At 71.1% G+C, this 23,328-nt stretch carries 22 protein-coding genes and 1 riboswitch; of the genes, 9 read left to right on the top strand and 13 right to left on the bottom strand.

Annotation, left to right across the window (positions count from 1 at the left end):
* Positions 1-23: 23 nt before the first annotated feature.
* The gene (locus tag AC07EQ_RS01900) at positions 24-215 is read left to right on the top strand and encodes a hypothetical protein (protein ID WP_478386050.1); all 192 of its coding nucleotides are present in this window, start codon (positions 24-26) and stop codon (positions 213-215) included.
* Positions 215-1,960 carry a hypothetical protein gene (locus AC07EQ_RS01895; protein WP_478386049.1) on the top strand — a complete coding sequence of 582 codons (1,746 nt, stop codon included), beginning with the start codon at positions 215-217 and terminating at the stop codon, positions 1,958-1,960. The genes AC07EQ_RS01900 and AC07EQ_RS01895 overlap by 1 nt, the downstream gene beginning before the upstream one ends.
* Positions 1,961-2,212: 252 nt before the next feature.
* Here the strand turns inward: AC07EQ_RS01895 and AC07EQ_RS01890 are convergent, their stop codons facing one another.
* The 8 genes from AC07EQ_RS01890 to AC07EQ_RS01855 all read right to left on the bottom strand — a co-directional run bounded on the left by AC07EQ_RS01890 (position 2,213) and on the right by AC07EQ_RS01855 (position 8,762).
* A complete protein-coding gene (locus tag AC07EQ_RS01890) occupies positions 2,213-2,761 on the bottom strand; it encodes a GNAT family N-acetyltransferase (RefSeq protein ID WP_478386048.1) in 549 nt (182 codons plus the stop codon).
* Positions 2,762-2,793: 32 nt separating this feature from the next.
* Positions 2,794-3,660: a GDSL-type esterase/lipase family protein gene (locus tag AC07EQ_RS01885; protein ID WP_478386047.1), complete on the bottom strand. Its 867-nt coding sequence runs from the start codon at positions 3,658-3,660 to the stop codon at positions 2,794-2,796.
* Between the two features lie 82 nt (positions 3,661-3,742).
* Entirely contained in the window at positions 3,743-4,147 is a 405-nt protein-coding gene (locus AC07EQ_RS01880) for a YybH family protein (protein WP_478386046.1), read from the bottom strand.
* Positions 4,148-4,331: 184 nt separating this feature from the next.
* Positions 4,332-5,291, bottom strand: coding sequence for a hypothetical protein (locus tag AC07EQ_RS01875; protein WP_478386045.1), 960 nt, complete (start codon positions 5,289-5,291; stop codon positions 4,332-4,334).
* Between the two features lie 171 nt (positions 5,292-5,462).
* Positions 5,463-6,677, bottom strand: coding sequence for a nickel pincer cofactor biosynthesis protein LarC (gene larC, locus AC07EQ_RS01870; RefSeq protein WP_478386044.1), 1,215 nt, complete (start codon positions 6,675-6,677; stop codon positions 5,463-5,465).
* A complete protein-coding gene (gene larB / locus AC07EQ_RS01865) occupies positions 6,674-7,342 on the bottom strand; it encodes a nickel pincer cofactor biosynthesis protein LarB (protein ID WP_478386043.1) in 669 nt (222 codons plus the stop codon). Before larB ends, larC begins: the two co-directional genes overlap by 4 nt.
* Positions 7,339-8,163, bottom strand: coding sequence for an ATP-dependent sacrificial sulfur transferase LarE (gene larE / locus AC07EQ_RS01860; protein ID WP_478386042.1), 825 nt, complete (start codon positions 8,161-8,163; stop codon positions 7,339-7,341). The genes larB and larE overlap by 4 nt, the downstream gene beginning before the upstream one ends.
* 215 nt (positions 8,164-8,378) lie before the next feature.
* The gene (locus tag AC07EQ_RS01855; protein WP_358571832.1) at positions 8,379-8,762 is read right to left on the bottom strand and encodes a VOC family protein; all 384 of its coding nucleotides are present in this window, start codon (positions 8,760-8,762) and stop codon (positions 8,379-8,381) included.
* A gap of 185 nt (positions 8,763-8,947) precedes the next feature.
* On the opposite strand from AC07EQ_RS01855, the gene AC07EQ_RS01850 reads away from it, so the two are divergent.
* Both AC07EQ_RS01850 and AC07EQ_RS01845 read left to right on the top strand, forming a co-directional pair.
* Positions 8,948-10,450, top strand: coding sequence for a helicase HerA-like domain-containing protein (locus AC07EQ_RS01850; protein WP_478386041.1), 1,503 nt, complete (start codon positions 8,948-8,950; stop codon positions 10,448-10,450).
* Positions 10,451-10,493: 43 nt separating this feature from the next.
* Positions 10,494-10,606: riboswitch (TPP riboswitch) on the top strand.
* Positions 10,597-11,922: a purine-cytosine permease family protein gene (locus AC07EQ_RS01845; RefSeq protein ID WP_478386040.1), complete on the top strand. Its 1,326-nt coding sequence runs from the start codon at positions 10,597-10,599 to the stop codon at positions 11,920-11,922. Its footprint overlaps the riboswitch before it by 10 nt.
* Here AC07EQ_RS01845 and AC07EQ_RS01840 read toward each other — a convergent pair.
* A complete protein-coding gene (locus AC07EQ_RS01840; protein ID WP_478386039.1) occupies positions 11,919-12,767 on the bottom strand; it encodes a helix-turn-helix transcriptional regulator in 849 nt (282 codons plus the stop codon). The genes AC07EQ_RS01845 and AC07EQ_RS01840 overlap by 4 nt on opposite strands.
* Positions 12,768-12,895: 128 nt before the next feature.
* Between AC07EQ_RS01840 and AC07EQ_RS01835 the strand changes: the two genes are divergently transcribed.
* Both AC07EQ_RS01835 and AC07EQ_RS01830 read left to right on the top strand, forming a co-directional pair.
* A complete protein-coding gene (locus AC07EQ_RS01835) occupies positions 12,896-13,792 on the top strand; it encodes an MBL fold metallo-hydrolase (RefSeq protein ID WP_478386038.1) in 897 nt (298 codons plus the stop codon).
* Positions 13,793-13,812: 20 nt separating this feature from the next.
* Positions 13,813-15,228, top strand: coding sequence for a carboxylesterase/lipase family protein (locus AC07EQ_RS01830; RefSeq protein ID WP_478386037.1), 1,416 nt, complete (start codon positions 13,813-13,815; stop codon positions 15,226-15,228).
* A gap of 136 nt (positions 15,229-15,364) precedes the next feature.
* Here AC07EQ_RS01830 and ispH read toward each other — a convergent pair whose 3' ends face one another.
* The 4 genes from ispH to AC07EQ_RS01810 form a co-directional block, all read right to left on the bottom strand.
* A complete protein-coding gene (gene ispH, locus AC07EQ_RS01825) occupies positions 15,365-16,291 on the bottom strand; it encodes a 4-hydroxy-3-methylbut-2-enyl diphosphate reductase (RefSeq protein ID WP_478386036.1) in 927 nt (308 codons plus the stop codon).
* 77 nt (positions 16,292-16,368) lie between these two features.
* The gene (locus AC07EQ_RS01820; RefSeq protein ID WP_478386035.1) at positions 16,369-17,412 is read right to left on the bottom strand and encodes a family 2 encapsulin nanocompartment cargo protein polyprenyl transferase; all 1,044 of its coding nucleotides are present in this window, start codon (positions 17,410-17,412) and stop codon (positions 16,369-16,371) included.
* Between the two features lie 167 nt (positions 17,413-17,579).
* Positions 17,580-18,977, bottom strand: coding sequence for a family 2B encapsulin nanocompartment shell protein (locus AC07EQ_RS01815; RefSeq protein WP_478386034.1), 1,398 nt, complete (start codon positions 18,975-18,977; stop codon positions 17,580-17,582).
* A gap of 94 nt (positions 18,978-19,071) precedes the next feature.
* A complete protein-coding gene (locus tag AC07EQ_RS01810; RefSeq protein WP_478386033.1) occupies positions 19,072-20,502 on the bottom strand; it encodes a family 2B encapsulin nanocompartment shell protein in 1,431 nt (476 codons plus the stop codon).
* 589 nt (positions 20,503-21,091) lie between these two features.
* Here AC07EQ_RS01810 and AC07EQ_RS01805 point away from each other — a divergent pair.
* The 3 genes from AC07EQ_RS01805 to AC07EQ_RS01795 are packed head-to-tail and all read left to right on the top strand — an operon-like array spanning position 21,092 to position 23,261.
* The gene (locus AC07EQ_RS01805; RefSeq protein WP_132495597.1) at positions 21,092-21,352 is read left to right on the top strand and encodes a helix-turn-helix domain-containing protein; all 261 of its coding nucleotides are present in this window, start codon (positions 21,092-21,094) and stop codon (positions 21,350-21,352) included.
* On the top strand, positions 21,349-22,116 hold the full coding sequence (locus tag AC07EQ_RS01800) for a bestrophin-like domain (protein ID WP_478386032.1): 768 nt from the start codon (positions 21,349-21,351) through the stop codon (positions 22,114-22,116). Before AC07EQ_RS01805 ends, AC07EQ_RS01800 begins: the two co-directional genes overlap by 4 nt.
* Positions 22,117-22,136: 20 nt before the next feature.
* Positions 22,137-23,261: a DUF6923 family protein gene (locus AC07EQ_RS01795; RefSeq protein ID WP_478386031.1), complete on the top strand. Its 1,125-nt coding sequence runs from the start codon at positions 22,137-22,139 to the stop codon at positions 23,259-23,261.
* The last annotated feature ends 67 nt before the right edge of the window (positions 23,262-23,328 follow it).

The following is a 23,328-nucleotide window of genomic DNA, read 5'->3' as shown; positions in this document are numbered from 1 at the left end:
ACTCCCGCGATCCTGACCGGCTGGTGATCGACAACTGGTCGGAGCACGGACCGGCGGTGGACGACGCGGCCATCCCGTTCGAAGCGGGTCGCCGGTACGCGATCCGGATGGAGATGAAGAAGGAGACCGACGAGGGCGTCGCGAAGCTGCTGTGGACCAGCCCGAACACGCCGCAGCAGATCATCCCGGCCGGCCAGCTCCACCCGGAGCGATGATGCCGCTGAGCAGGCGCGGCGCGCTGCTCGCCGGTGGGCTCGTGGCGGCCGGCGCGGCGCTGCCCGGCGGCATGGCGCAAGCGCGCGACTCGCGGCGCCTGGACTGGCTCATGGACATGGTCCACTCGAACCCGGGCGAACCGCCGACGCGCAGCGCCTACAACGACCCGCGGACGTTGGCCTCGCACGGCCACAACGCGCAGGTGGTCAACGAGTTCCGGCCGCCGCACACCGCCGTCACCTTCCACGGTTTCGACGAGCGGATCTTCCCGCATGGCTCGGACGCCAGGACGTGGGTCGAGTGGAACGCCGCGACCATCGACGAGCGGATCCGGCAGATCCACCGCGCGGGCCTGCGGGCGCTGTACTTCACCGACATCATCGTGCTGCCGAAGCGCCTGGTGGAGCTCCACGCCGGGGAGATCCTCGACGGCGACGGGCGGATCTCCCTGGACCGCCCGCTGACCAGGCAGATCCACCGGATCATGCTGGCCGAGGTCTTCGACCGGTTCCCGGGCCTGGACGGGCTGGTGGTGCGGACCGGCGAGACGTACCTGTCGAACACGCCGCACCACACCGGCAACAACCCGGTCACCCGCGGCGCCGAGAGCCACCTGCTGCTGCTCGACATCCTCCGCGAGGAGGTCTGCGCCAAGCGCGGCAAGCTGCTGTTCTACCGCACGTGGTCGTTCGACGGCTTCCACACCGATCCGGCGTACTACCTGAGCGTCACCGACCGCGTCGCGCCGCACCCGAACCTGATCTTCTCCATCAAGCACACCCAGGGCGACTACTGGCGCACCAGGGCGTTCAACCCGACGCTCGCCATCGGCAGGCACCCGCAGGTCGTGGAGGTGCAGTGCCAGCGGGAGTACGAGGGCAAAGGCGCGCATCCGAACTACATCGGCGACGGCGTGCTCAACGGGTTCGAGGAGAACGCCGGCGCGACCGGGCCCAACGGGCTCGCCGACATCCGGGATCACCCGAACCTGCGCGGGATCTGGACGTGGTCGCGCGGTGGCGGCTGGCGCGGGCCGTACATCGAGCACGAGCTCTGGTGCGACGTCAACTTCGCGGTGGTGAGCCGGTGGGCGCGCGACACCGGGCGCGCCGAGCGGTCGATCTTCGACGAGCACGGACGGCGACTAGGTATGTCCGCAGTGGACAGAGGTCGTTTCCGGTGGCTCGCGCTGGTTTCGGCCGCGGGAGTGCTGCGCGGGCATTACAGCACAGTGTTCGAGCTGGGCCGGACGACGTGGCTGCGGGACCAGTTCCTGGGCGGCTCGGACAAGGACCTGACCGAGGACTTCCAGCGCGTGCTCGACGCCGGGCTGGTGGACGCGGCGCTGGCGGAGAAGGCGGCGGCGGTGGCGATCTGGGCCCGCATCGACCGGCTGGCCGCCCGGATCCGGCCCCCGGATCCGGAAACCCGCGAGTACCTGCGGGTTTCGAGCAGGTATGGGCTGCTGCTGCACCGAGTGATCCACCACGGCTGGGGCGCGATGCTGCGCGGCTTCGCGGGCGACCGGACCGGCAGCTACGACACGGCTGCCATCCGCGCGCACATCGCCGGGTACGACCGGGCCTGGTCGGAGTTCCGGCGCCTCGCCGACGAGAACCCCTCGTGCTCTTCGCTGTACGTCCCGCAGTCGTTCGGGCTGCGGAACCCGGACGGCACCTACGACGCCGATCCGGATCACGGCATGCGCCAATCCGTCGACCGCTACCGCGAGCTCGCCCGGTGACGTCCGGGCGCGGATCGGCTTACGGGTCCTTCCAGAATGCGGCGGCAGCCGCATGCGGTGAGGGACTCAGCTCGCACCGCCGCGGGTTCTCAGGCTGCGCCCGCCCTTGCTGGGCTGCTGAGCGAGGCCAGTCCCCGACGCCGCGTATTGGACATGCGTAAGTCGCGGATCCCACAGCCAGGCGGCGTCTGCAACTCCCGCAGGGGGGCCGCTACCCGCACCGCCACGCAAGCCCATTGAAGAAATCACTTCTTACGACCGGGAGCGCCAGTCGGAGGCGAGCAGGGACCAGACCTCGACGTCGCGGCGGCGGCCCTGGTACAGGAAGGATTCGCGCAGCACGCCGTCGAGGGTCATGCCCAGGCGCTGTGCCGTCGCCTTGCTCCGGTGGTTGTCCGCGTCGTTGCGCCACTCGACGCGGCTCATGCCGCGCACCCCGATGGCCCAGCCGATCAGGTGCGTCGCGGCCCGCGTGATCAGGCCCCGGCCCTGCGCCTCCGGCGCGAGCCACACGCCGAGCTCGCAGACGCCCGAAGGCACGTCGAAGATCCGGAACAGGATCCCGCCGACGAGGTCGCCGCGCAGCCGGATCCCGTACATGCGTCCCTCGTCGGCGGCCTGCCGGTCGGCGTAGCTCTGCAGGTAGGCCCGGGCGGACGCCTCGTCGGTGACGATCTCGGTCCACGGCATCCACGGGGCCAGGTGGTCGCGGTAGCGCTCGGCGTGGGCGGCGAACTCGACGGCCTGCCAGGGCTCGAGCGGCGTCAGCGCGGCGTCTTCGGTGAGAGGATGGCTGAACATGCGTCTCCGTTCAGAGATCGGTCGAACGCATCCTAGTCCGGCGCGGCGACGTTCCTGAGCGGCTTTTCCGGGTTCGCGCCGCGTTCTGAGTCCTCAATGGACGGAATGTTGCGGCGGGGCGGCAGCGCGGCGCGCAGGAGGGTCTTCAGGGAGTACCGGAGGAGGTGGTGGCCGCGGCCGAACAGCCACGGGACGCCCTTGGCGAGCAGCCACCGCAGGTGGGCGAGTCCGCTGACACGAGCGCCGCCGGAGCACTCCAGCGACACCGTGCCCGGCACGGCCAGCCCGGCCGCGGCGAACCGGTCGGCGAACGCGGCGGCGAGCATCCGGTGCCCGAGCTCGGAGGGGTGCAGCCGGTCCACGCTCCACGTCGCCGGGTGGTAGGCGCCCGGCAGCCGGTCCAGGTCCACGACGCCGGCGGCGTGTTCGGCGGCGACGGCGTCCAAGATCCGGTTGAGCTCGCCGATCCGCCTGGCCAGCGCCTTGCGCAGCGGCCCGGGGAGCCGGAAGACCCGGCCGTGGTCGTGGTAGCGGATCGTCACGACGACCGCGCCCGCGGCGGCGAGCGCGCGCACGACGTCGTTGAGCTGCCGCCGCAGGCGGCCCGCGTCGAAGTCGGAGCGCATGGTGTCGTTCATGCCGACCATCACCACGGCGGCATCCGGCGCGGCCCGCAGCGCGGCGGGCAGCTGGGCGTCGTGCACGGCCGCGATGCGCGCGCCGCTCGCCCCCACGTTCGCCAGCTCCGCGGCGCCGAGCGCCTCGGCCAGCAGCGGGGCGAATCCGCGCCAGCCGCCGGCCACCGGGTCGCCCATGCCCACGGCGACCGAATCGCCGAGCACCGCGAGGGTCCGTGTTCTCCGCGGGCCGCGCGGGCCCGCCGTGATCGCGTCCTGCACGTGATCATCGTGATGGCCGTGCTTCCTGCGGCGGTGAGGCGGCGGTGACCATCCGGCGACCGCTGGGCGAAGAATCGGCGCGTCAGCCGGGCGCGGCGCGGTAGTCCTTGCCGGGCCAGAACGGCCACTCCTCGAAGGCCCGGCACGTCCCGTCCGGGGCGAACCGGATGACCCACAGGTCCCGGTACTCCTGCGGCACCGAACCGCCGTAGCGGACCTCGACGCGGACGACGGCGGTGTCGCCTTCGATCGCCACGGGGCTGCTCGTCAGCTGGAACTCCTCATCGGGCCCGACCCGCTCGGCCTCCCACATCCGCCCGATGGCGGCGAGCCCGACGACGGGTTCGAGGTAGGGGGCCTGCCGATAGCTCGCGTCCGGGGAGAAGATCCCGGCGAGCGCGTCGACGCCCGGAGTGCGCCAGGCCCGCTCGTACCCGGCAACCCACGCACGCACCTGCTCCCAGTCCATGACCTGGGAGTCTGGCACCGACGGGCCCCTCGCGCAGCCTCCCACGACCCCGGCCTCGCGTTCGTGGCTGAGAAGTGAACGGCCTGTTCACCTCGCTAGACGACACAAACGGTCCGTTCACCTCAACCGAAATGGTTCGGCCCGGGTGATGTGAACGGCCTGTTCGCCTCGCTAGGAGGAGTGAACAGGCCGTTCACCTCCTTCACTTGATCCTGGTGACGGCGGTGACAGGTGGGCGTGGGCGGCGCAGCGCCTGTTGGTAGGCGTTGCGCAGCTGTGCCAGTACTTTTCGGGGTTCGGTTCGGAGCTGTGAGGGGAGCGTGTGCACCACGACGATCCCGGCTGCTGTCATAGCCGTGTGCCGACGCACGGTGAGCTCGTAGTCGGTCGGTGACAAGTGGTATTCGAGAGAATCGATCTGCCACGCCAACGCGGCGTCGTCGAACCAGCCATCGGGGATTCCCAGAAGCTTCCCGGCCGGGTCGAGAAGGCAGACATTCCATTGCATCTGCGGAAGATCGCTGTGCTGCAGCAGTCGGTACGCCCAGCCCTCCGCCGGCGAATGGACATTGTCGAGCATTTCACGGAGGACGACCCGGCAACGAGCAGTGCCCCGGCCCGAGCCTTCGTCCAACTCTTCGGCGAGGGCCGGGGGCTCGACCATTCTTCGTTGAACCGGCTCGGCCAGCAGTGCGCGAATCTGGTCGATGTCGGTGAGCCGCCGCGCCGCGTCGAGGACGGCTCGCACGAGCGGCGCTGCAGGGAACCCGGAGCGGATCTTCGGGTCGGGAAGGCGTGAGGTTCGTTCTACGACCACGTAGTGGGTGGATGCTCGTTTGCGTGCCTCCGGTATCAGCACATGCACCGTTGAGAACGGCGGCAGCCGTTGGAGCCCGTGCAGCTCGGCGGCTGCAAGCCCGGTCAGCTGCGCGCCTTCTCCTGCGTAGCGCAGTGCGGACTCCAGTCGCTGACGCGTTGTGGGCGTGCCGTTGCTCAGCAACAAGACGCCTGGGAGCAGGCGGGTCCAGGGGCCGTCCCTGCTTGCTCGTCGATGAACTGTTCGTCGCGGGACCCCGAGCAGGTCCAGTTCTCTCGTCGTGATGATCTTGTGGCTGGCGAGGGTCGCGACCGCATCCCAGTCGATCAGTGTTCGCTTTGGCATGCGATTCACTGTGACGCGCAACGGACTACGGCCACCAGGGCTATTTTCAGATTTGTGGATAGGTCCGTGTCCTGTGGATGATTCGGCGCCACCCAACGGGTGATTCGGAGCGAACGGCCTGTTCGCCTCGCTAGACGGCGTAAACGGCCCGTTCGCTTCGCCGGGCTTCGGTTATGCGGATGAGGTGAACGGACCGTTTGTGCCGTTAGAGGAGGTGAATAGGCCGTTCGCTTGATCACCCTTCACGGGTTCAGCGGCGGCGAGAGCTTCGGCCGCGACGGTTCGGAGGGGGCGGCCCAGGGCGGCCGCTGCGGCTGCGACGTCGTCGTGCTCCGGTTTCGCGTGGTGGGGGCCGTGCTTGATGCGGATCTGGTGGCCTTGCACCGTGACCGTCGTGGTCCGGCGGGGCAGGGCTCGGCGGTCCACCGCGTGGCGGCGGATCCCGAGGCTGCCGGTTTCCGCCAGCACCAGATCGGACAGCCCGGATTCCAGTTCCGGGCGGCACAGCACGTGCAGCACCTGGGCCGGGCGGGACTTCTTCATCGTCGCCGGCGTCGTCCAGGCGTCCGCGGCGCCGCGCTCCAGCGCGCGGTTGATCACGTGCCCCAGCACCTCGCCGGTCACATCGTCCACATTGCACTCCAGGACCACCATCGGCTCGGCCGGTTCGGCGCCCAGCGGCACCCCGAGCGTCGCCGAAAGCACGTTGGGGCGCTGGGAGAATTGGCGCGTGCCCGCGCCGTAGGCGGTGTCCTGCACGGTCATCGCCAGGGGAGGGGTGAAGCGGGTGCCGATCGCCTGCAGCAGGGCCGCGCCGGTCGGCGTGACCGTCTCGCCCGGCAGGTCGGTGCCGACGACGGCCGCGCCGCGCAGCAGCCGCAGGGTCGCCGGAGCGGGCGCCGGGAGCACGCCGTGGCTGCACCGCACCGTTCCGCTGCCCAGCGCCAGCGGCGCGGAATGCACGGCCGTGATGCCCAGGGTGTGCAGCGCGGCGGCCACGCCGACGGTGTCCACCACGGTGTCCAGCCCGCCGATCTCGTGCAGGTGCACGTCGTCCGGGTGCTCGCCGTGCAGGGCGCCTTCCACTTCGGCGATCGCCGTGATAGCCGAGGCGGCCAGGTCCGCCACGTGTCCGGGCCGGGCCTGCCGGACTCGCGCGATCAGCTCCGAGGCGTGCCGTTCGGTGCTGGTGTCGTCGACGGCCACCACCGCTTTCGTCGCCGCGATGCCGTTGACCTGCACCTGCTCGATGGACAGCCGCCAGCCCGGCAGCCCGGTCGACTCCACGGCCGCGCGCACCCGGTCCAGCGGCGCGCCGAGGCCGAGCAGCGCGCCGAGCAGCATGTCCCCGGAGACGCCGGTGACGGGGTTGAGCCAGAGGATCATCGCGGTTTCGCCACCACCTGGGCCAGCCGGTGCGCGGCCATCGCCGCGCCGAACCCGGAATCGATGTTGACCACGGTCAGGCCCGCCGCGCAGGACGTCAGCATGGCCAGCAGCGCCGTCACGCCCTCCAGAGCCGCGCCGTAACCGGTGGACGTCGGCACCGCGATCACCGGGCAGGCCACCAGCCCGCCGACGGCGCTGGCCAGCGCGCCCTCCATGCCCGCCACCACGATCACCGCGTCGGCCCGGTCGAGCTCGTCGCGGGCCGCCAGCAGCCGGTGGATCCCGGCCACCCCGACGTCGCGGACCACCTCGGTGGACAGCCCGATCGCGGCCGCCACCGCCTCGGCTTCGGCGGCCACCGGCCAGTCCGAGGTGCCCGCGGTGGCGATGCAGACCCGGAACGCCCCGGCCGCCGCCGGCCGCCACACCAGCAGCCGCGCGGTCTCGTGGTAGGTGCCGCCGGGCACCGCGATCGCCGCGGCGACGTCGGCCTCGACGCGGGTCACCAGCACCGGGCCGGTGCCCCGGGCGAGGAGTTCGGCGACGATGCCGGCGATCTCTTCGGGCTGCTTGCCGGGCGCGTAGACGACCTCGGGGAGGCCCTGCCGGGATTCCCGGTCGGTGTCGACCCGCGCGTATCCGAGATCGGTGAACCCGGTCATGACGCGGTCCGGGCCGGTAGCAGCGGCAGCAGCACGTTCATCCGTCCACTTCGGAATCCGGCCAGATCCAGCGCGCAGAACTGGAAACCGGCCTCGCGAACCGCGCGGTCCAGCTCTTCGCGCCGCGTCGCGGCCCGGTCGATGTCGGCCGCCGGGACCTCCAACCGGGCCACCGTGCCCTGGCCGTGCGCCCGCACGCGGCACACCTCGAAGCCGAGGCGGTGGATCGCCGCCTCCGCCTCCTCGATGCGGCCGAGCACCTCGGGTGTCACCGGGTCGCCGTAGGCGACGCGCGAGGCCAGGCATGCCGCCGCCGGCTTGTCCGCAGTGGACAGTCCGAGTTCCCGGCTGGCCCGCCGGACCGCTTCCTTGCTGAGCCCGGCGTCCACCATCGGCGCGATGACGCCGCGCTGCGCGGCGGCCTGCTGGCCGGGCCGGTGGTCGCCGAGGTCGTCCAGGTTGGTGCCGAGCGCGATGCCGGCGCCCATGGCGGCCGCCAGCGGCTCCAGCGCGTCGAACAGCGCGGACTTGCAGTGGTAGCAGCGGTTTCCGTCGTTCGCGGCGTACTCGGGTCGGTCGGCCTCGTCGGTGCAGACCTCGATGTGCGCGAAACCGCGGCTGCGTGCGAACTCCTTGGCCTGCCGTCGTTCGTCGGCGGCGAGGCTGGGTGAGACGGCGGTGACCGCGAGCATCCGCGAACCGAGCACCTCGTGTGCCACGGCCGCCAGCAGCGCCGAGTCGACGCCGCCGGAGAACGCCACCACGAGGGCCTCCTCCGCGCCGATCCGTTGCCGGAGACGATCGAGTTCGGGCACGCTCACGGTGGCTCCTTTCCGCCGCCTTCGACCGCCCGGCGACGCGAACGCCATGGTCCGGACAGGTGGTCAGACCACACTCTAACCGGATCGGGCGGAAGATCCCATCCCCTGGAGCGCGCACCGGACGTTCTGCCAGGTCAGTGCCCGTGAGCACTTTGGGTCGCTATGGCTATGGCGACTCAACGTACTCACGGGTCCTGAGCAGGCGAAATGGGTGGTTATCGGCCGCTGCCGTAGGGCTTGGTGAGGATCTCCAGGGCGTGGCCGTCGGGGTCGTCGAAGTAGACGCCGCGACCGCCGTCCCGGGTGTTGATCTCGCCCGCCTCCTGGTGCGCCGGGTCGGCCCAGTACGGCAGCTCCTGCGCCTTGATCCGCCCGAAGATCTCGTCGAACTCCTCGTCGCTGACCAGGAACGCGTAGTGCTGCGGGACGATCTTCTCGTCGGTCTCCAGGTAGTCCAGCGTGACGTCGTTGCTCGTCTGGACGCACATGAACGGGCCGAACGGTTCCGGGTCCGGGAGGCCGAGCAGGTCGGCCACGAACCGCGCGTGGGCGACCTTGTCGGACGTGGCGACGATGGTGTGGTTGAGCTGGACGGGCATGGTGTTCTCGCTTTCCTCGTCGTGTTCCGCTGTTCCCGAGGTTAGGAGTTGCACCAAGGTCGAGGTCAATACCGGCCCTGACCGGACCCGCCGATGCATCGCTCGTCCGGGTGGCGAGTCGCCCGGGCGGGTACCCGGCGGCATAGCGTCGAGCGGGCGGGAACCGGCGAGGAGCGGAGGGCGCGGTGGCGGGCAACGCGGCAGAGGAGATCGCTTCGGGCTACGCGACCGAAGGCGCGGCGGTCGAGCTCGGCGCGGTGGTCGTCGACGGCTCGGCCGATGCCGCTGCCGCCGTGCGGATCCCGCTGGCGATGATGAACCGGCACGGCCTGGTGGCGGGCGCGACCGGCACGGGCAAGACGAAGACGCTGCAGCTGCTGGCCGAACAGCTGTCCGATGCGGGCGTGCCGGTGCTGCTGGCCGACGTCAAGGGCGACCTCTCCGGCCTGTCCGCTCCCGGGGAGGGCGGGGACAAGGTGGCGGCCCGCGCCGCCGAGGTCGGCGACGACTGGCGGCCCGCGGCGTTCCCCGTGCAGTTCCTGTCGCTGGGCACCGGCGGCCGGGGCGTGCCGATCCGCGCGACCGTGACCGGCTTCGGGCCGCTGCTGCTGGCGAAGGTGCTCGGCCTGAACGCGACGCAGGAATCGACGCTGGGCCTGATCTTCCACTGGGCCGACGAGCGCGGGCTGGCGCTGCTGGACATCAAGGACCTGCGCTCGGTGATCCAGTACCTGACCAGCGACGAGGGGAAGGCCGAGCTCAAGGGCATCGGCGGGGTCTCGGCCGCCAGTGCTGGTGTGATCCTGCGGGCACTGTCCAATTTGGAGGCCCGGGGCGGGGACGAGTTCTTCGGCGAGCCGGAGCTGGCGGTCGCCGACCTGCTCCGGCAGGTCGACGGCAGGGGTGTGGTGAACCTGCTGGAGCTCGACGACGTGCAGGCCGACCCGGTGCTGTTCTCGACGTTCCTGATGTGGCTGCTGGCCGAGCTGTTCGAGGAGCTGCCGGAGGCAGGCGACCTGGACCGGCCGAAGCTGGTGTTCTTCTTCGACGAGGCGCACCTGCTGTTCAGCGACGCGTCCAAGGCGTTCCTGGAGCGCATCGAGCAGACCGTCAAGCTGATCCGGTCCAAGGCGGTGGGCGTGTTCTTCTGCACGCAGCTGCCCACCGACCTGCCCAACGCGGTGCTCTCCCAGCTGGGCGCCCGGGTCCAGCACGCCATCCGGGCCTTCACCCCGGACGACCAGAAGGCCCTGGCGCGCACGGTGAAGACCTACCCGGCGACCGAGCACTACGAGCTCGACGAGGCGCTGACGTCGCTGGGCATCGGCGAGGCGATCGTGACGGTGCTCTCCGAGACCGGCGCGCCGACGCCGGTCGCGTGGACCCGGCTCCGCGCGCCCCGCTCGCTGATGGGCACGATCGGCGAGGACGCGGTGCGAGCCGCCGCCGCTTCGTCCGGCTTGCACGGGAAGTACGAGCAGACCGTCGATCGGGAATCCGCCTACGAACTCCTGGCGAGGAAGATCGCCGCCGCGCCGGAAAAGCCTGAAATGCCGGAAAAGTCGGAAGCAGCGGGGTTCCTGGAGAAGGCGATGGACAACCCCGCGGTGCGGTCCTTCTTCCGCTCGGCGGCGAGCGCCCTGGGGCGGGAGATCACCCGCGGCCTGTTCGGCAACCGCCGCCGGTGACCCGGCTGGCATCTGTCACCTGATCGGGGTAAGGTGTCGCCGACTCGATCCACGCGGGAGCTCGGGCGTACCGGGCTGAGAGGGTGGCACCACCGCGCCACCGACCGCAGAACCTGTCCGGATAATGCCGGCGTAGGGAGCTGTTGATGGCGCTTGACGTCGATCGTGCCGAAGTTCCGCACACCCTGGACGAACCGGCGCCGAAGACGCTCGGCGTGCTCGACCAGGGCGCGTTCTGGGGCAACCTCGGGGTGAGCCTGCTCGGCTTCAGCGGTGCCCTGGCCGTGCTCGCGCCGGCCGGTGTGCCGCAGCTGTCGTTCGCCGCCGCCGTCACCGCGTGCGTGGTGGGCACCGTGATCGGCAGCATCATGGTCGGCCTCGCGGCGGTTCCGGGAGCGCGCACCGGCGCCCCGGCGATGATGCTGCTGCGCGGCCTGTTCGGCACCAAGCTGTCGTACCTGCCGACGGTGCTGAACATCCTGCAGCTGATCGGCTGGGGAACGTTCGAACTCCTGGTGATCGCGCAGGGCGCGGAGGCGTTGTTCGGCGGCGGCCCGCACTGGTTGTACGTGCTGGTGGCCGGTGCGCTGACCACCGTGCTCACGCTGCGCCCGCTCGGCGCGCTTCGCCTGCTGCGCCGCTACGTCAGCATCGCGGTGGCGATCGCGATGGTGTACTTCTTCGTCCAGCTGCTGCGGCAGCCGCTGCCGGAGATGAACACCGGTTCCTGGCAGGGCTTCTGGCCCGGCGCGGACGCCGCGCTGGCGGTCGCGGTTTCCTGGATCCCGGTCGCCTCGGACTACTCGCGGCACTCGAAGTCGGTGTCCGGCGCGTTCACCGCCGCGACGGTGGGCTACTCGGTCACCCAGATCGCCTGCTACCTGCTGGGGCTGATCGGGCTGGCGATGGTGGCCGGCGACGCGGACAAGGTGTTCGACCCGATGCTGGCGGTGCCGCTCGGGGTGATCTTCTTCGGCATCCTGGTGCTGCGCGAGGTCGACCAGTCCTTCGCCAACACCTACTCGACCGCGGTCTCCATCCAGAACCTGCGGCCCAGCGCCGACCGCCGGGTGCTGTGCGTGATCATCGGGGCGTTGATCACCCTGCTCGCGCTGACCCTGGACATCGCCGAGTTCTCGAACTTCCTGCTGCTGATCGGCTCGGTGTTCGTGCCGATGTTCGGCGTGCTGGCGGTGGACTACTTCCTGCACGGCCGCCGCCGCAGCTACGACCTGTCCGCGCAGGCCCCGTCCCGCTGGGGCATGCTGCTGGCCTGGTTCCTGGGCTTCGCGGCGTTCCAGCTGATCAACCCGGGCGAACTCGGCTGGTGGAGCCGGCTGTGGACCGGTCTGCGGGAGGCGCTCGGCTTCACCGTCCCGGCGTGGATGAGCGCCGCGCTCACGTCGTTCGTCGTGGCCGCCCTCGCGGCCGCGATCATCGGCGCCTTCCGCCGCCGCGGCTCGGAGAGCTAGTCCCGCGCACGCATCGCGAGCAGCTTGATCGCGTTCTCCGCACCGGAGCCGTCCGCGGTCGTGACCACGACCACGGACTGCTCCGGTGAGCGGGCCGGCACGAGGATCTGCTGCGCGACCGCGAGCGAGCCCACCAGCGGGTGGCGCAGCTCGTACTCGTCCGCTTCGCAGGGTTTGACCCGGTGATCGCTCCACAGCGTCGCGAATTCCGGGCTCTTCATGGACAGTTCGCCGACGAGCGAGGCCAGCAGGGCGTCTTCGGGATGCCGTCCAGCGACCTGCCGGAGGTTGCCGACGACGGCGCGCGCCTTGCGCTGCCAGTCCGCGTAGAGGTCGCGGGTGTGCGGGTCGAGGAACAGCATCCGGGCCAGGTTCGGCCGGTCCGCCGGGCGTTCCGGAGCGGTTCGGTCGAGGTGCCCGGCCAGCAGCGCGTGGCCCAGCGCGTTCCAGGCCAGCACGTCGCTCCGCCTGCCGAGGACCAGCGCGGGCACGGCCCCGAACGACCGCATCAGGTCGCGGGTCAAAGGGTCGAGCCGTTCCAGCGGCGGGCGGCGCTGCGGCCGGGGACGTTGCGCGGCGAGCTGGTGGAGGTGTTCGCGCTCGTGCTCGTCGAGCCGCAGGGCTCCGGCGAGGGCGTCCAGGATCGCGTCGGAGGCGTTGACCGACTGGCCCTGCTCCAGGCGCGTGTAGTAGGACACGCTCACCCCGGCCAGCTGCGCCAGTTCTTCCCGCCGCAACCCCGCCACGCGTCGCCGCTCGTGGAACTCGGGCAGGCCGACGTCGTCGGGGCGCAGGCGCGCACGCCGTGCCCGGAGGAACTCGCCCAGCAAGCCAGGAACACCCATACCCGCAGTATCCGCCGCGCTCGGCCGGCGAGCCTGCCCCTGCCGGGGGTAGGCGAACGCGGGTCTGGCCGGTCGGCGCACCGGGGTCGCACGCTGGCCGGGACACCAGCGAACACCCCGGAGGGGACATGCGCGAAATCGTGCTGGGCGACGTCACGATCACCCGGGTCGTGGAGTACTTCGGTCCGGTCGAGATGCCGCCGGACACCTTCTTCCCGGAGAGTCCCGAGGGAGCCTGGAACGCTCCCTGGCTCGCCCCGGACTTCCTCGACCCGCACACCGGCGATTGCGTGTCGGCCATCCAGACGTGGCTGCTGCGCAGCGAGGGCAGGACGATCCTGGTCGACACCGGCGTCGGCAACCACAAGGAGCGGCCGTACTCGCCGGTGTGGAGCCACCTGAACACCGACTTCCTCGGCAACCTGGCCAGGGCCGGGGTGCGGCCCGAGGACGTGGACCTCGTGATCAACACGCACCTGCACGTGGACCACGTCGGCTGGAACACCTACCTCGACGGCCGCAGCTGGGTGCCGACGTTCCCCAACGCCACCTACCTCATGCCCCGGGCCGACTTCGAGTTCTGGGACCCGGCGAACGGCCACCGGCCGAACCTGGGCCGCGGCAACCAGAACGTCTTCGAGGACAGCGTCGCGCCGGTGCACGAGGCAGGGCTCGCGGTGCTGTGGGAGGACGGCTACCGGATCGACGCGAACCTGCGGCTGGACCTCGCGCCCGGGCACACCCCTGGATCGTCGGTGGTCACGCTCGAATCCGGCGGCGACCGCGCGCTGTTCGTCGGCGATCTGCTGCACACCGCCCTGCAGTTCGTCGAACCCGACACCAACAGCTGCTTCTGCGAGGACCCGGCCCAGGCCAGGGCCACGCGGCGGCGGCTGCTCGGCTGGGCCGCCGACGCGAACGCGCTGGTGCTGCCCGCGCACCTCGGCGGTCACGGCGGCGCCGAGGTCGTCCGCGAGGGCGACCGGTTCGCCATCGGGGGATGGGCCCCGTTCGCCCGAATCTGACTGAAGAACAGGAGAAACGGGTGTCCGACCCGATCGTCACCACCACCGGGGGCGCCGTCCGCGGCCGCGCCGACGGCAACGCGCACGTCTTCCTCGGCATCCCCTACGCCGCACCGCCGACCGGCGCCGCCCGGTTCGCCGCGCCGGTGCCGCACGAACCGTGGCGACACGTCAGGGACGCGACGCGGCCCGGGCCGACCGCGCCCCAACCGCGCCGGGACGGCTTCGGGGTGCTCGACATGTCGCCCTACTTCGGGCCCGGCTGGATTCCTGGCGAGGACTACCTGACCGTCAGCGTGTGGGCCCCGCCGGACGCCCGGAACAGCCCGGTCATGGTCTTCGTGCACGGCGGCGGGTTCATCACCGGCTCCACCCGCTCGCCGCTGCACGACGGAACGGCTTTCGCCCGCGACGGCGTGGTGCTGGTGGCCCTCAACTACCGGCTGGGCATCCCGGGGTTCCTCGACCTCCCCGGCGCACCGGCCAACCGCGGACTGCTCGACGTGGTGGCCGCGTTGCGCTGGGTGCGGGACAACATCGCCGAATTCGGCGGCGATCCGGGCAACGTCACGCTGTTCGGCCAGTCCGCCGGCGCGACGATCACGAGCGGGGTGCTCGCCAGTCCGGAAGCGGCGGGCCTGTTCCACCGCGCCATCGTGCAGAGCGGCAACGGGCTGGGCGCGTTCTCCCGGGCGCAGGCGGCTCGGGTCACGCGCGCCGCAGCGGACGCGCTGGGCGTCGAGCCGACCGTCGCGGACTTCGCCCGGGTGCCGGACGAACGGTTCGTCGACGTGCCGCTCGGCGGCCTGGACCTGCGGACCAGCAACCGGTTCGACCCGCTGCTCGGGCTCAGCGCGGTCAGCCTGGTGCTGGACCGCCAGCCCGCCGAAGCAGTGGCCGCCGGCGCCGGTGCCGAGGTCGCGCTCATCGTCGGCACGAACACCGAGGAGGGCAATCTCTACCTTGCGCCGCAAGGAAGAATGGCTACCTCGACCGACGATGACGTGCACGACATCGCGGCCCGGGTGCACGCCGACCCGGCCGCACTGGTAGCGCGGTACCGGGCACGGCATCCGCGAGCGAGCCCTGGCGAGCTGCGTTCGGCGATCATGGGCGACGCGCTGTTCGGCGCGGGAAGCCGCCGGCTCGCCGAGGCGCACGCGGCACACGGGCGGGGCCCGACCTACACCTACGAATTCGCCTGGCGATCGTCCGCGGTGGACGGAACTCTCGGGGCGGCGCACGCGGTGGAACTGCCGTACGTGTTCGACCGCCTGGACCTTCCCGCACTGCGCGGCCCCCGCGGACTGCTCGGCCCGGCCGAGCCGTCCGAGGGTCTTGCCGCTCGCATGCACGGTGCGTGGGTGCGCTTCGCCCGCAGCGGTGATCCCGGCTGGGCACCGCCGGAAACCCGGCGCTTCACCGGGCAGGAGTGACTTGGGGGTCCTTCAGACCGGCCCCTCCCGAAGGCGCCCGGCGCCGGACGGGTTGGCGATTTCGCGCGAAATCGCCGCCCTGCGTCCAGGCGGCCACGTTTCACGCGCGTCCGCACCCTCGTTCCGGAACGGCCCCTCAGCGCAGGGGCGCCGGGAGTTCGAAGTGGACCTTCTCCCGGGTCACCTCGTGCTCGATGACCGTGGCCGGGGCGAGGTGGTCGATGACGTCCTCGACCAGGCCCGGCGGGGCCGAGGCGCCCGCGGTGAGGCCGATCGTGCCGACGCCGGACAGCCAGGCCGGCTGGATGTCGCCGGCGTCGTCGATGAGGTGGGCGGGCGTGCCCTGGCGGCGCGTCAGCTCCACCAGGCGCTGCGAGTTCGAGGAGTTGGCCGAGCCGACCACCAGCACCAGGTCGCACTCCCCGGCGATCGCCGACAGCGCGTCCTGCCGGTTGGTGGTGGCGTAGCAGATGTCCTCCGACGACGGGCCGCGCAGCGCCGGGAAGCGGTCGCGCAGCGCGGCGATGATGCCGGCCGTCTCGTCGACGGCGAGGGTGGTCTGCGTCAGGTACGACACCCGCTTCGGGTTCGGCACCTCGACCTCGGCGACGTCCTCGACGGACTCCACCAGGACCGTCTGGCCGGGTGCCTCGCCGAGCGTGCCCTCTACCTCTTCGTGTCCACTGTGGCCGACGAGCAGGAGGGTGTCGCCGCGCCCGGCGAACCGCCGCGCCTCGGCGTGCACCTTCGCCACCAGCGGGCAGGTCGCGTCGATGACCGCCAGCCCGCGCCGCTCCGCTTCCGACCGCACGGCGGGGGAAACGCCGTGCGCGGAGAAGACCACGGTGGCGCCGTCGGGTACCGCGTCGAGCTCGTCGACGAACACCGCGCCGCGGTCCTCCAGGTCGGCGACCACGTGCGTGTTGTGCACGATCTGCTTGCGGACGTAGATCGGGCCGCCGCGGAGCGCGAGCGCCTGTTCCACGATCTCGATGGCGCGGTCGACTCCGGCGCAGAACGAGCGCGGCGCCGCGAGCAGCACCGTGCGCTGTTGACTCGGCATGACTGCACTCCAATGTCGGTCGGCTGAACCCCGGTGCCGGACCGCCGTGCTCGTCCGCGCGGCGGTCCGGGCCGCGGTCAGTGGTCGCGGTGGGTCACCAGGTGGGCGAGGGCGTCGAGCTCTTCGGCCGCGCGCGGCGCCGGGTCGCAGCGGCGGAGATCGCTGAGGGCCGAGGCGAGCAGGTCGTCGGCCTGGTGCTGGCTCCAGGTGCGGCCGCCCGCCAGCGCGATCAGCTCCGCGGCCTGGGCCAGGTCACTGCCGGACAGCGGCTGGTCGCGGAGGTAGATCGCGGCCAGCCGCTGCCCGGCCGGCGTGCCGGAGGTCAGCGCGGAGACCACCGGCAGGGTCTTCTTGCGCGTGCGCAGATCGGAGAACACCGGTTTGCCGGTGATGGCCGGATCGCCCCAGATGCCGAGCAGGTCGTCGACGTGCTGGAACGCCAGGCCCAGCCGCTCGCCGTAGCTGCGCATCCGGGCGATCTGCTCGGCCGAGCCGCCGCCGAACATCGCGCCCAGCGCGCAGGCGCAGCCCAGCAGCGCCCCGGTCTTGTCCCGGGCCATCCGCTGGCACTCGGCCAGTTCCACGTTGCGCCGGTCCTCGAAGGCGAGGTCCGCAGTCTGGCCGTTGATCAGGTTCAGCACGGCGGTGCTCAACGTCCGCACCGCGGCGGCGGCCTCGGGATGCCGGCACGCGCCCAGCACGTCGGCGGCCAGCGAAAGCAGGGCGTCGCCGGCGAGGATGGCCGGGCCGCTGCCGAACACGGTCCACGCCGTCGGGCGATGTCGCCTCGTGACGTCGCCGTCCATCACGTCGTCGTGCAGCAGCGAGAAGTTGTGCACGAGCTCCACCGCGACGGCAGCGGGAACCGCCGCCGCGGGATCGCCGCCGACGGCGGCGGCCGAGGTCAGCACCATCGTGGGCCGCAGCGCCTTGCCCCGGTCGGCGCGGACCGGGTTGCCGCGCTCGTCCAGCCAGCCGAGGTGGTAGCCGGATATCAGCTGCATGCGGGTGGGCAACCGGTCGACCGCGGCCCGCAGGGCGGGCTCGACCATCGTGCGGCTGCGCGTGAGCGCCTCATAGGCCGCACCCGCCCGGTTGGCGTCCTGCTGAATCGTGGCCATCCGACTTCCCTTCGACAAAAAGCGGTAATTCCAGGCTCGCTTTGCGTGGCGGAGTGTGGGGGTGGACCGCAGTTTCAATTGAAACCGCGGTCCGAGAGGACAGTGCGGTGTTCCGGGCTCGTTCCGCGCACCGGTCACGAGGTGGTTCGCCGCGTCCGAACGCGGTGTCAGCGGGCGATTTCGACGTTCTCGAGCACGCCGAGGGCGTCGGGGACCAGGACCGCGGCGGAGAAGTAGGCGCTGACCAGGTAGGAGATGATCGCCTGCTCGCTGATGCCCATGAACCGGACGTTGAGCCCGGGGCGGTACTGGTCGGGGATGCCGGTCTGCTGGAGGCCGATGACGCCGTGGTCGTCCTCGCCGGTGCGCAGCGCCAGGATCGAGCTGGTGCCGCGATCGCTGATCGGGATCTTGTCGCTGGGCAGGAGCGGCACGCCCCGCCAGGCGTGCACCTGGCGGCCCTGCGCCTCGGTGGTCGCCGGGTAGATGCCGCGCCGGTTGCACTCCCGGCCGAAGGCCGCGATGGTCCGCGGGTGGGCCAGGAAGAACCGGGTCTTGCGGCGGCGGGAGAGCAGTTCGTCGAGGTCGTCGGGGGTGGGTGGGCCGGTGCGGGTGTGGATGCGCTGGCGGAGGTCGGCGTTGTGCAGCAGGCCGAAGTCGCGGTTGTTGATCAGCTCGTGCTCCTGCCGTTCGCGCAGGGCCTCGATGGTCAGCCGCAGCTGTTGCTCGGTCTGGTTCATCGGCTGGTTGTAGAGGTCCGCGACGCGGCTGTGCACGCGGAGGATCGCCTGCGCGACGCTGAGTTCGTACTCGCGCGGCGCGAGCTCGTAGTCCACATAGGTCCCGGCGAGGGTCTGCTCACCGGAGTGGCCGGAGGCGATCCCGATGTCCGCCTCGCCGTGCTTGTTCTGCGCCGGCGCCGGGTTGTCGCGGATGGCGGCGATGTGCGCCCGCAGCCGGTCGAACTGGTTGTTCACCGCCTGCAGGGCCTGGGTGTTCAGCGTCAGGGCGATGCACGGGGTGACCGCCTTGTACGTGTGGTGCCACGCGGCCTGGCCCTCGGCCAGGACGTGCGCACCGAAGTACTCGCCGTCGGCGAGCACGTCCAGCACGGTGTCGTCGCCGTATTCGCCGGTGCCGATCTTGTTGACCTTGCCGTGGGCGATGAGCACGACCTGGTCGGCGGCCTGCCCTGCGGTGGCGATCACCTGGCCCGGCTCGAACTCCTGCTGCACGAACCGGTCGGCCAGCGCACCGAGCACCGAATCGTCGTCGAAACCGCGCAGCAGCGGCAGTTCGCCGAGTTCCTGCGGGATGACCCGCACGTTCGCGCCGGTGTTGGTGAAGGTGATCCGCCCGTCCCCGACGGCGTAGGTCAGCCGGCGGTTGACCCGGTAGGTGCCCGCCGAGATGTCCACCCACGGCAGCATCCGCACCAGCCACCGCGAGGTGGTGCCTTGCATCTGCGGGACGGACTTGGTCGTGGTGGCCAGGTTCCGCGCCGCCGCGGTGCCGAGGCTCTGCGCGGCCTGCTCGACGCCGAGGTCCGGCTCTGTCACGGTCACGATGTCACTTCTCCTTGCGCTGCTCGGCGGAAAGGTCCTTGGCGGGCCCGGAGCGGGCGGGTCGCGGCCACCCGCTCCGGGGGCTGTGCGTCGCTCAGCTCTCCCTGCCGAGTTCGACGTGTTCGAGCACTCCGATCGCGTCCGGCACCAGGATCGCCGCCGAGTAGTAGGCGCTGACCAGGTAGGAGATGACGGCCTGCTCGTTGACGCCCATGAAGCGCACCGACAGGCCGGGCCGGTACTCGTCCGGGATGCCGGTCTGGTGCAGGCCGATGACGCCCTGGTTCTCCTCGCCGGTGCGCATCAGCAGGATGGAGCTGGTGCGGGTGTCGCCGACGTGCAGCTTGTTGCACGGCAGGATCGGCACGCCGCGCCACGCCGGCACCTGGTGGCCGCCCAGGTCGATGCTCTGCGGGTAGATGCCGCGTTTGCTGCACTCGCGGCCGAAGGCCGCGATGGCCCGCGGGTGCGCGAGGAAGAAACCGGGGTCTTTCCACACGAGCGTCAGGAGCTCGTCGAGGTCGTTGGGGGTGGGTGGGCCGGTGCGGGTGTGGATGCGCTGGCGGAGGTCGGCGTTGTGCAGCAGGCCGAACTCGCGGTTGTTGATCAGCTCCTCCTCCTGCCGCTCGCGCAGGGCCTCGATGGTCAGCCGCAGCTGCTGCTCGGTCTGGTTCATCGGCTGGTTGTAGAGGTCCGCGACGCGGCTGTGCACCCGCAGAACCGTTTGCGCGACGCTGAGTTCGTACTCGCGCGGCGCGAGCTCGTAGTCCACATAGGTCCCGGACAGCGTCGGCTCGCCCGAGTGCCCGGATGCGATCTCGATGTCCGCCTCGCCGTGCACGTTGTGCGCGCCCTTCGGGGCGGACAGCGTGTTGCGGATGTGCTCGCGCAGCGCCTCGGAGCTGCCGTTCATGTCCCGGAACACCTGCTGGCGCAGGAAAAGCACGGTGCAGGGGGTGACCGCCTTGTAGGTCGCCTGCCAGGTGGTCGAGTCGCCGGCCAGGACGTGCGCGCCGAAGTACTCGCCGTCGGCGAGCACGCCGAGCACGGTGTCGTCGCCGTATTCGCCGGTGCCGATCTTGTTGACCTTGCCGTGGGCGATGAGCACGACCTGGTCGGCGGCCTGCCCTGCGGTGGCGATCACCTGGCCCGGCTCGAACTCCCGCTGCACGAAGCGATCCGCGAGCGCGCCGAGCACCGCGTCGTCGTCGAATCCCCGCAGCAGCGGGAGTTCCCGCAGTTCCTGCGGGATGACCCGGACCTCGGCGCCGGTGTTGGTGAAGGTGACCCGGCCATCGCCGAGGGTGTAGCTGAGGCGGCGGTTGACGCGGTACGCGCCGCCGGCGGCCTGCACCCATGGCAGCAGCCGCAGCAGCCAACGCGAGGTGATGCCTTGCATCTGCGGGACGGACTTGGTCGTGGTGGCCAGGTTCCGGGCCGCCGCCGTGCTCAGGCTCAACTGCGGCGCATCGCCGTCGTCGGTGTTGAGCGGTTCCGTCACAGTCACGCCAATACCACCAATCATCTCTGTTCGTAAAGAGGCGAGCAGGAAATGCTGAACCGTGATTGTTCAGGGAATTGTGAGATGTCCGAATGGAAATGTCCCGGTGGGAATCCTCGCCGGTTCTGCGGCATGTTTTCTCGTTGCCGACGGCGACGTTAGCACCAGTGATCACGACCGTACAGTCACCCGAACGTGCTTCGTGTGCCGGTCAGATCCGGCGCAAATGTCGCACTGCGGATATCACCTGAATTGCCTCTTGCGTGGAACGCAGCGTGATCATCTGCCGCATTCGTTCCAATATTCGGCGGTTTCGCTACTCGTGTGCACCAATCGCGAGCGCGATATTCGGAATATTCCACCGGGTGATTGCTCCGGGTGGGCGACGAATCCTGTGATCCCGGATTCCACGAATCGGGTTATCTGTTTTCCGGTGGTGCGGTAGTACTGTTCGGGCCACGTCGAAACAGAGATCTTCGGCGGTTCTTCTTCGGGAATTCTGAAAATTCGTCGGCCGGGCGTTACCGGCGTCCAGGCTTGAGTTTGGGAGGCGGCGGATCGTGTGCGAGTGCGGCGTCCAGTCGATCGGAGCAGGTCGGGGGGAGATGTCGTCGTGAAGTGGAACCTGCGGCTCGTCGCGGCGCAGCGAGGCATCTGGAAGGCCACCGAGCTGCAGCGGCAGCTGGCCGAGCACGGGCTGGTCATCTCCGCCGGGAAGATGTCCGGGCTGTGGTCCAAGACCCCGGCCAGTCTGAAGCTGGACGACCTGGAGATCATCTGCTCGGTGCTCGGGTGCAACGTCGGCGACCTGCTGGTGCCGGAACCCAGGAAGGTCGTGGTGCGCGGCGGGTCCGCCGCCGGAGGTGCGGAATGAGCATCTACCTCAGCGGGCTGATCTGGGTGCTCAGCGCGTCCGTGGCCGCCGCGGTGATCGGCTACCTGGTGCGCAGGCTCGGCCAGGACGAGGGGCGCCCCAGCAACAACGACGCGGCCGGCCAGGTCTTCACGATCGTCAGCGGCCTGCAGGCGGTGGTGCTCGCCTTCGTGCTGGTGACGCTCTTCGACACCGTGGCCGACGCGCGGGAGGGCGCCTACCGCGAGGCGCAGGCCCTGGTTTCGGTTTCCTGGGCGGTGGATTCGCTGCCCGCGCCGACCGGGGACGAGGCGCGCGAGCTCAGCTTGCGGTACCTGCAGACGGTCGTCGGCGAGGAGTGGCCCGTCATGCAGCAGGGCGGGCAGGTGATCGGGCCGGGCTGGGCGGAGCTCGACCGGCTGCGCGCGGCGGTGCTGCAGGCGCCGGCCGACGGCGAGTTCGAGGAGGACCGCAAGACCGAGGCGATCACGCAGCTCGGCCAGGTCTACGAGGAGCGGCACGAGCGGGTCACCAGGGCGTTCGACCGCGGCGTGGTCGCGGTGGTGTGGCTCGTGCTGATCCTGGGCAGCGTGGTGTGCGTGCTGCTGCCGAACCTCTTCGGTGGCACCAGGTTGTTCCCGCACATCGTGCTGGTGTCCACATTGGCCGGTGCGCTGGCGCTGCTGCTGTTCGCGATCTTCCAGCTGCAGAACCCGTTCAGCGGCGGATCGCAGATCGGCCCGGACGCGTTCTTGTGGGCGCTAGACCGGCTCGGTCAAAGTTGAGGTGGTGGCGGGTCGCGGCGGTGTCGGCCGCTTCGGCGGTCGCGGTGCTGGCGGCGTCGGTGGCGTGGGTGGTGTCCGCGGGCGCGGCTCCCGGGTGCACGGTGCTGCAGGTCCGGAACTCTGGTCCGGGCCGGACTTCCGCGCTGTACCGGGTGTCGTTGCCCGCCGCGGAAAGCGTCCGGATCGGAGCCTTGGACCACCGGCTGAACGCGCTCGGGTACGCCGGCTCGCAGGGCCTGGTGTACGGCATGGCCGCGTCCGGCCCGTCCGGTCCGTTCCCCGACGGCGCCCACGTGGTGACGCTGGACCGGTCCGGCCGGACGCACGACCTGGGGCCGGTGCGGGCCGGCCGCGTGGACACGCCCTGGTACCCGCTCGCCGCGCCGACGGCCGGTGCGGTCAAGGGGAACCGCTGGTACGTGCGGCAGGGGTCCTACCTGTACGCGGTGGACGTCGACCCGACCCGCCCGACCTACCTGAGCGTGCTGGCGACGACCGCGATCCGGTCGCCGCACTGGCCGTTCGGGTTCGGCGACTTCGACGTCGACCCGGTGGACGGCGAGCTGTACGGGGTGTCGATGACGCACCGGGGCACGGCGGCGGTCGCGCGGCTGGACCCGGTCAGCGGGCGGGTCACCGAGCTGGCCGACGCGCCGGGCCTGCCGCCGAGCACGTACGGATCGATGGCGATCGGCCCGGACCGGGCGCTGTACGTCACGGCCGACGAGGCCGGCGGGCTGTACCGCGTGGACCGGGACGGTTCGGTGGCGAAGCTGACCGCCCTGCCACCGATGCTGGGTTCGGACGCGACCGGATGCCTGACCCGCGACCCATCGCCCCAACCGCCGCTGCCGACGACCCCGCCGCCGTCCACGACCGCATCCACGACGCCATCGACGACGCGGCCCACTCCGTCCCCGACTTCGGCGCCGCCCAGTCCCCGCCCGGAGCCTCCGAGCAGAACGGCTCCGCCCCCGCCACCGCCCCCGCTCCCGCCGCTGCCGGAACCGGGCGGCTACGCGCCGACGACGCCGGAGCGGGGCGGCGGGACCGTCGGCCACGACACCAAGGAGAAGCGTCGCTGGGCCCTCGCCGCGCTGCTCCTGCTGATCGGCGGCAGCGCCGCAGTGCGCCGACTCCGCTGAGGGAGGCGCGTCGGGTCCGCACTCCCGACGGATGACCCGACCCGGGGCGGCGAGTCCACTTTGGATG

This window comes from Saccharopolyspora sp. NPDC045839, from assembly GCF_056431645.1.
This window is presented reverse-complemented; position numbering and strand designations above follow the sequence as displayed.

Coding starts and splice junctions, on each gene's coding strand:
- AC07EQ_RS01895 (WP_478386049.1), top strand. CDS start 215: ATGCCGCTGAGCAGGCGCGGCGCGCTGCTCGCCGGTGGGCTCGTGGCG.
- AC07EQ_RS01890 (WP_478386048.1), bottom strand. CDS start 2,761: ATGTTCAGCCATCCTCTCACCGAAGACGCCGCGCTGACGCCGCTCGAG.
- AC07EQ_RS01875 (WP_478386045.1), bottom strand. CDS start 5,291: ATGCCAAAGCGAACACTGATCGACTGGGATGCGGTCGCGACCCTCGCC.
- larC (WP_478386044.1), bottom strand. CDS start 6,677: ATGATCCTCTGGCTCAACCCCGTCACCGGCGTCTCCGGGGACATGCTG.
- larB (WP_478386043.1), bottom strand. CDS start 7,342: ATGACCGGGTTCACCGATCTCGGATACGCGCGGGTCGACACCGACCGG.
- AC07EQ_RS01855 (WP_358571832.1), bottom strand. CDS start 8,762: ATGCCCGTCCAGCTCAACCACACCATCGTCGCCACGTCCGACAAGGTC.
- AC07EQ_RS01845 (WP_478386040.1), top strand. CDS start 10,597: ATGGCGCTTGACGTCGATCGTGCCGAAGTTCCGCACACCCTGGACGAA.
- AC07EQ_RS01840 (WP_478386039.1), bottom strand. CDS start 12,767: ATGGGTGTTCCTGGCTTGCTGGGCGAGTTCCTCCGGGCACGGCGTGCG.
- AC07EQ_RS01835 (WP_478386038.1), top strand. CDS start 12,896: ATGCGCGAAATCGTGCTGGGCGACGTCACGATCACCCGGGTCGTGGAG.
- ispH (WP_478386036.1), bottom strand. CDS start 16,291: ATGCCGAGTCAACAGCGCACGGTGCTGCTCGCGGCGCCGCGCTCGTTC.
- AC07EQ_RS01820 (WP_478386035.1), bottom strand. CDS start 17,412: ATGGCCACGATTCAGCAGGACGCCAACCGGGCGGGTGCGGCCTATGAG.
- AC07EQ_RS01810 (WP_478386033.1), bottom strand. CDS start 20,502: ATGATTGGTGGTATTGGCGTGACTGTGACGGAACCGCTCAACACCGAC.
- AC07EQ_RS01800 (WP_478386032.1), top strand. CDS start 21,349: ATGAGCATCTACCTCAGCGGGCTGATCTGGGTGCTCAGCGCGTCCGTG.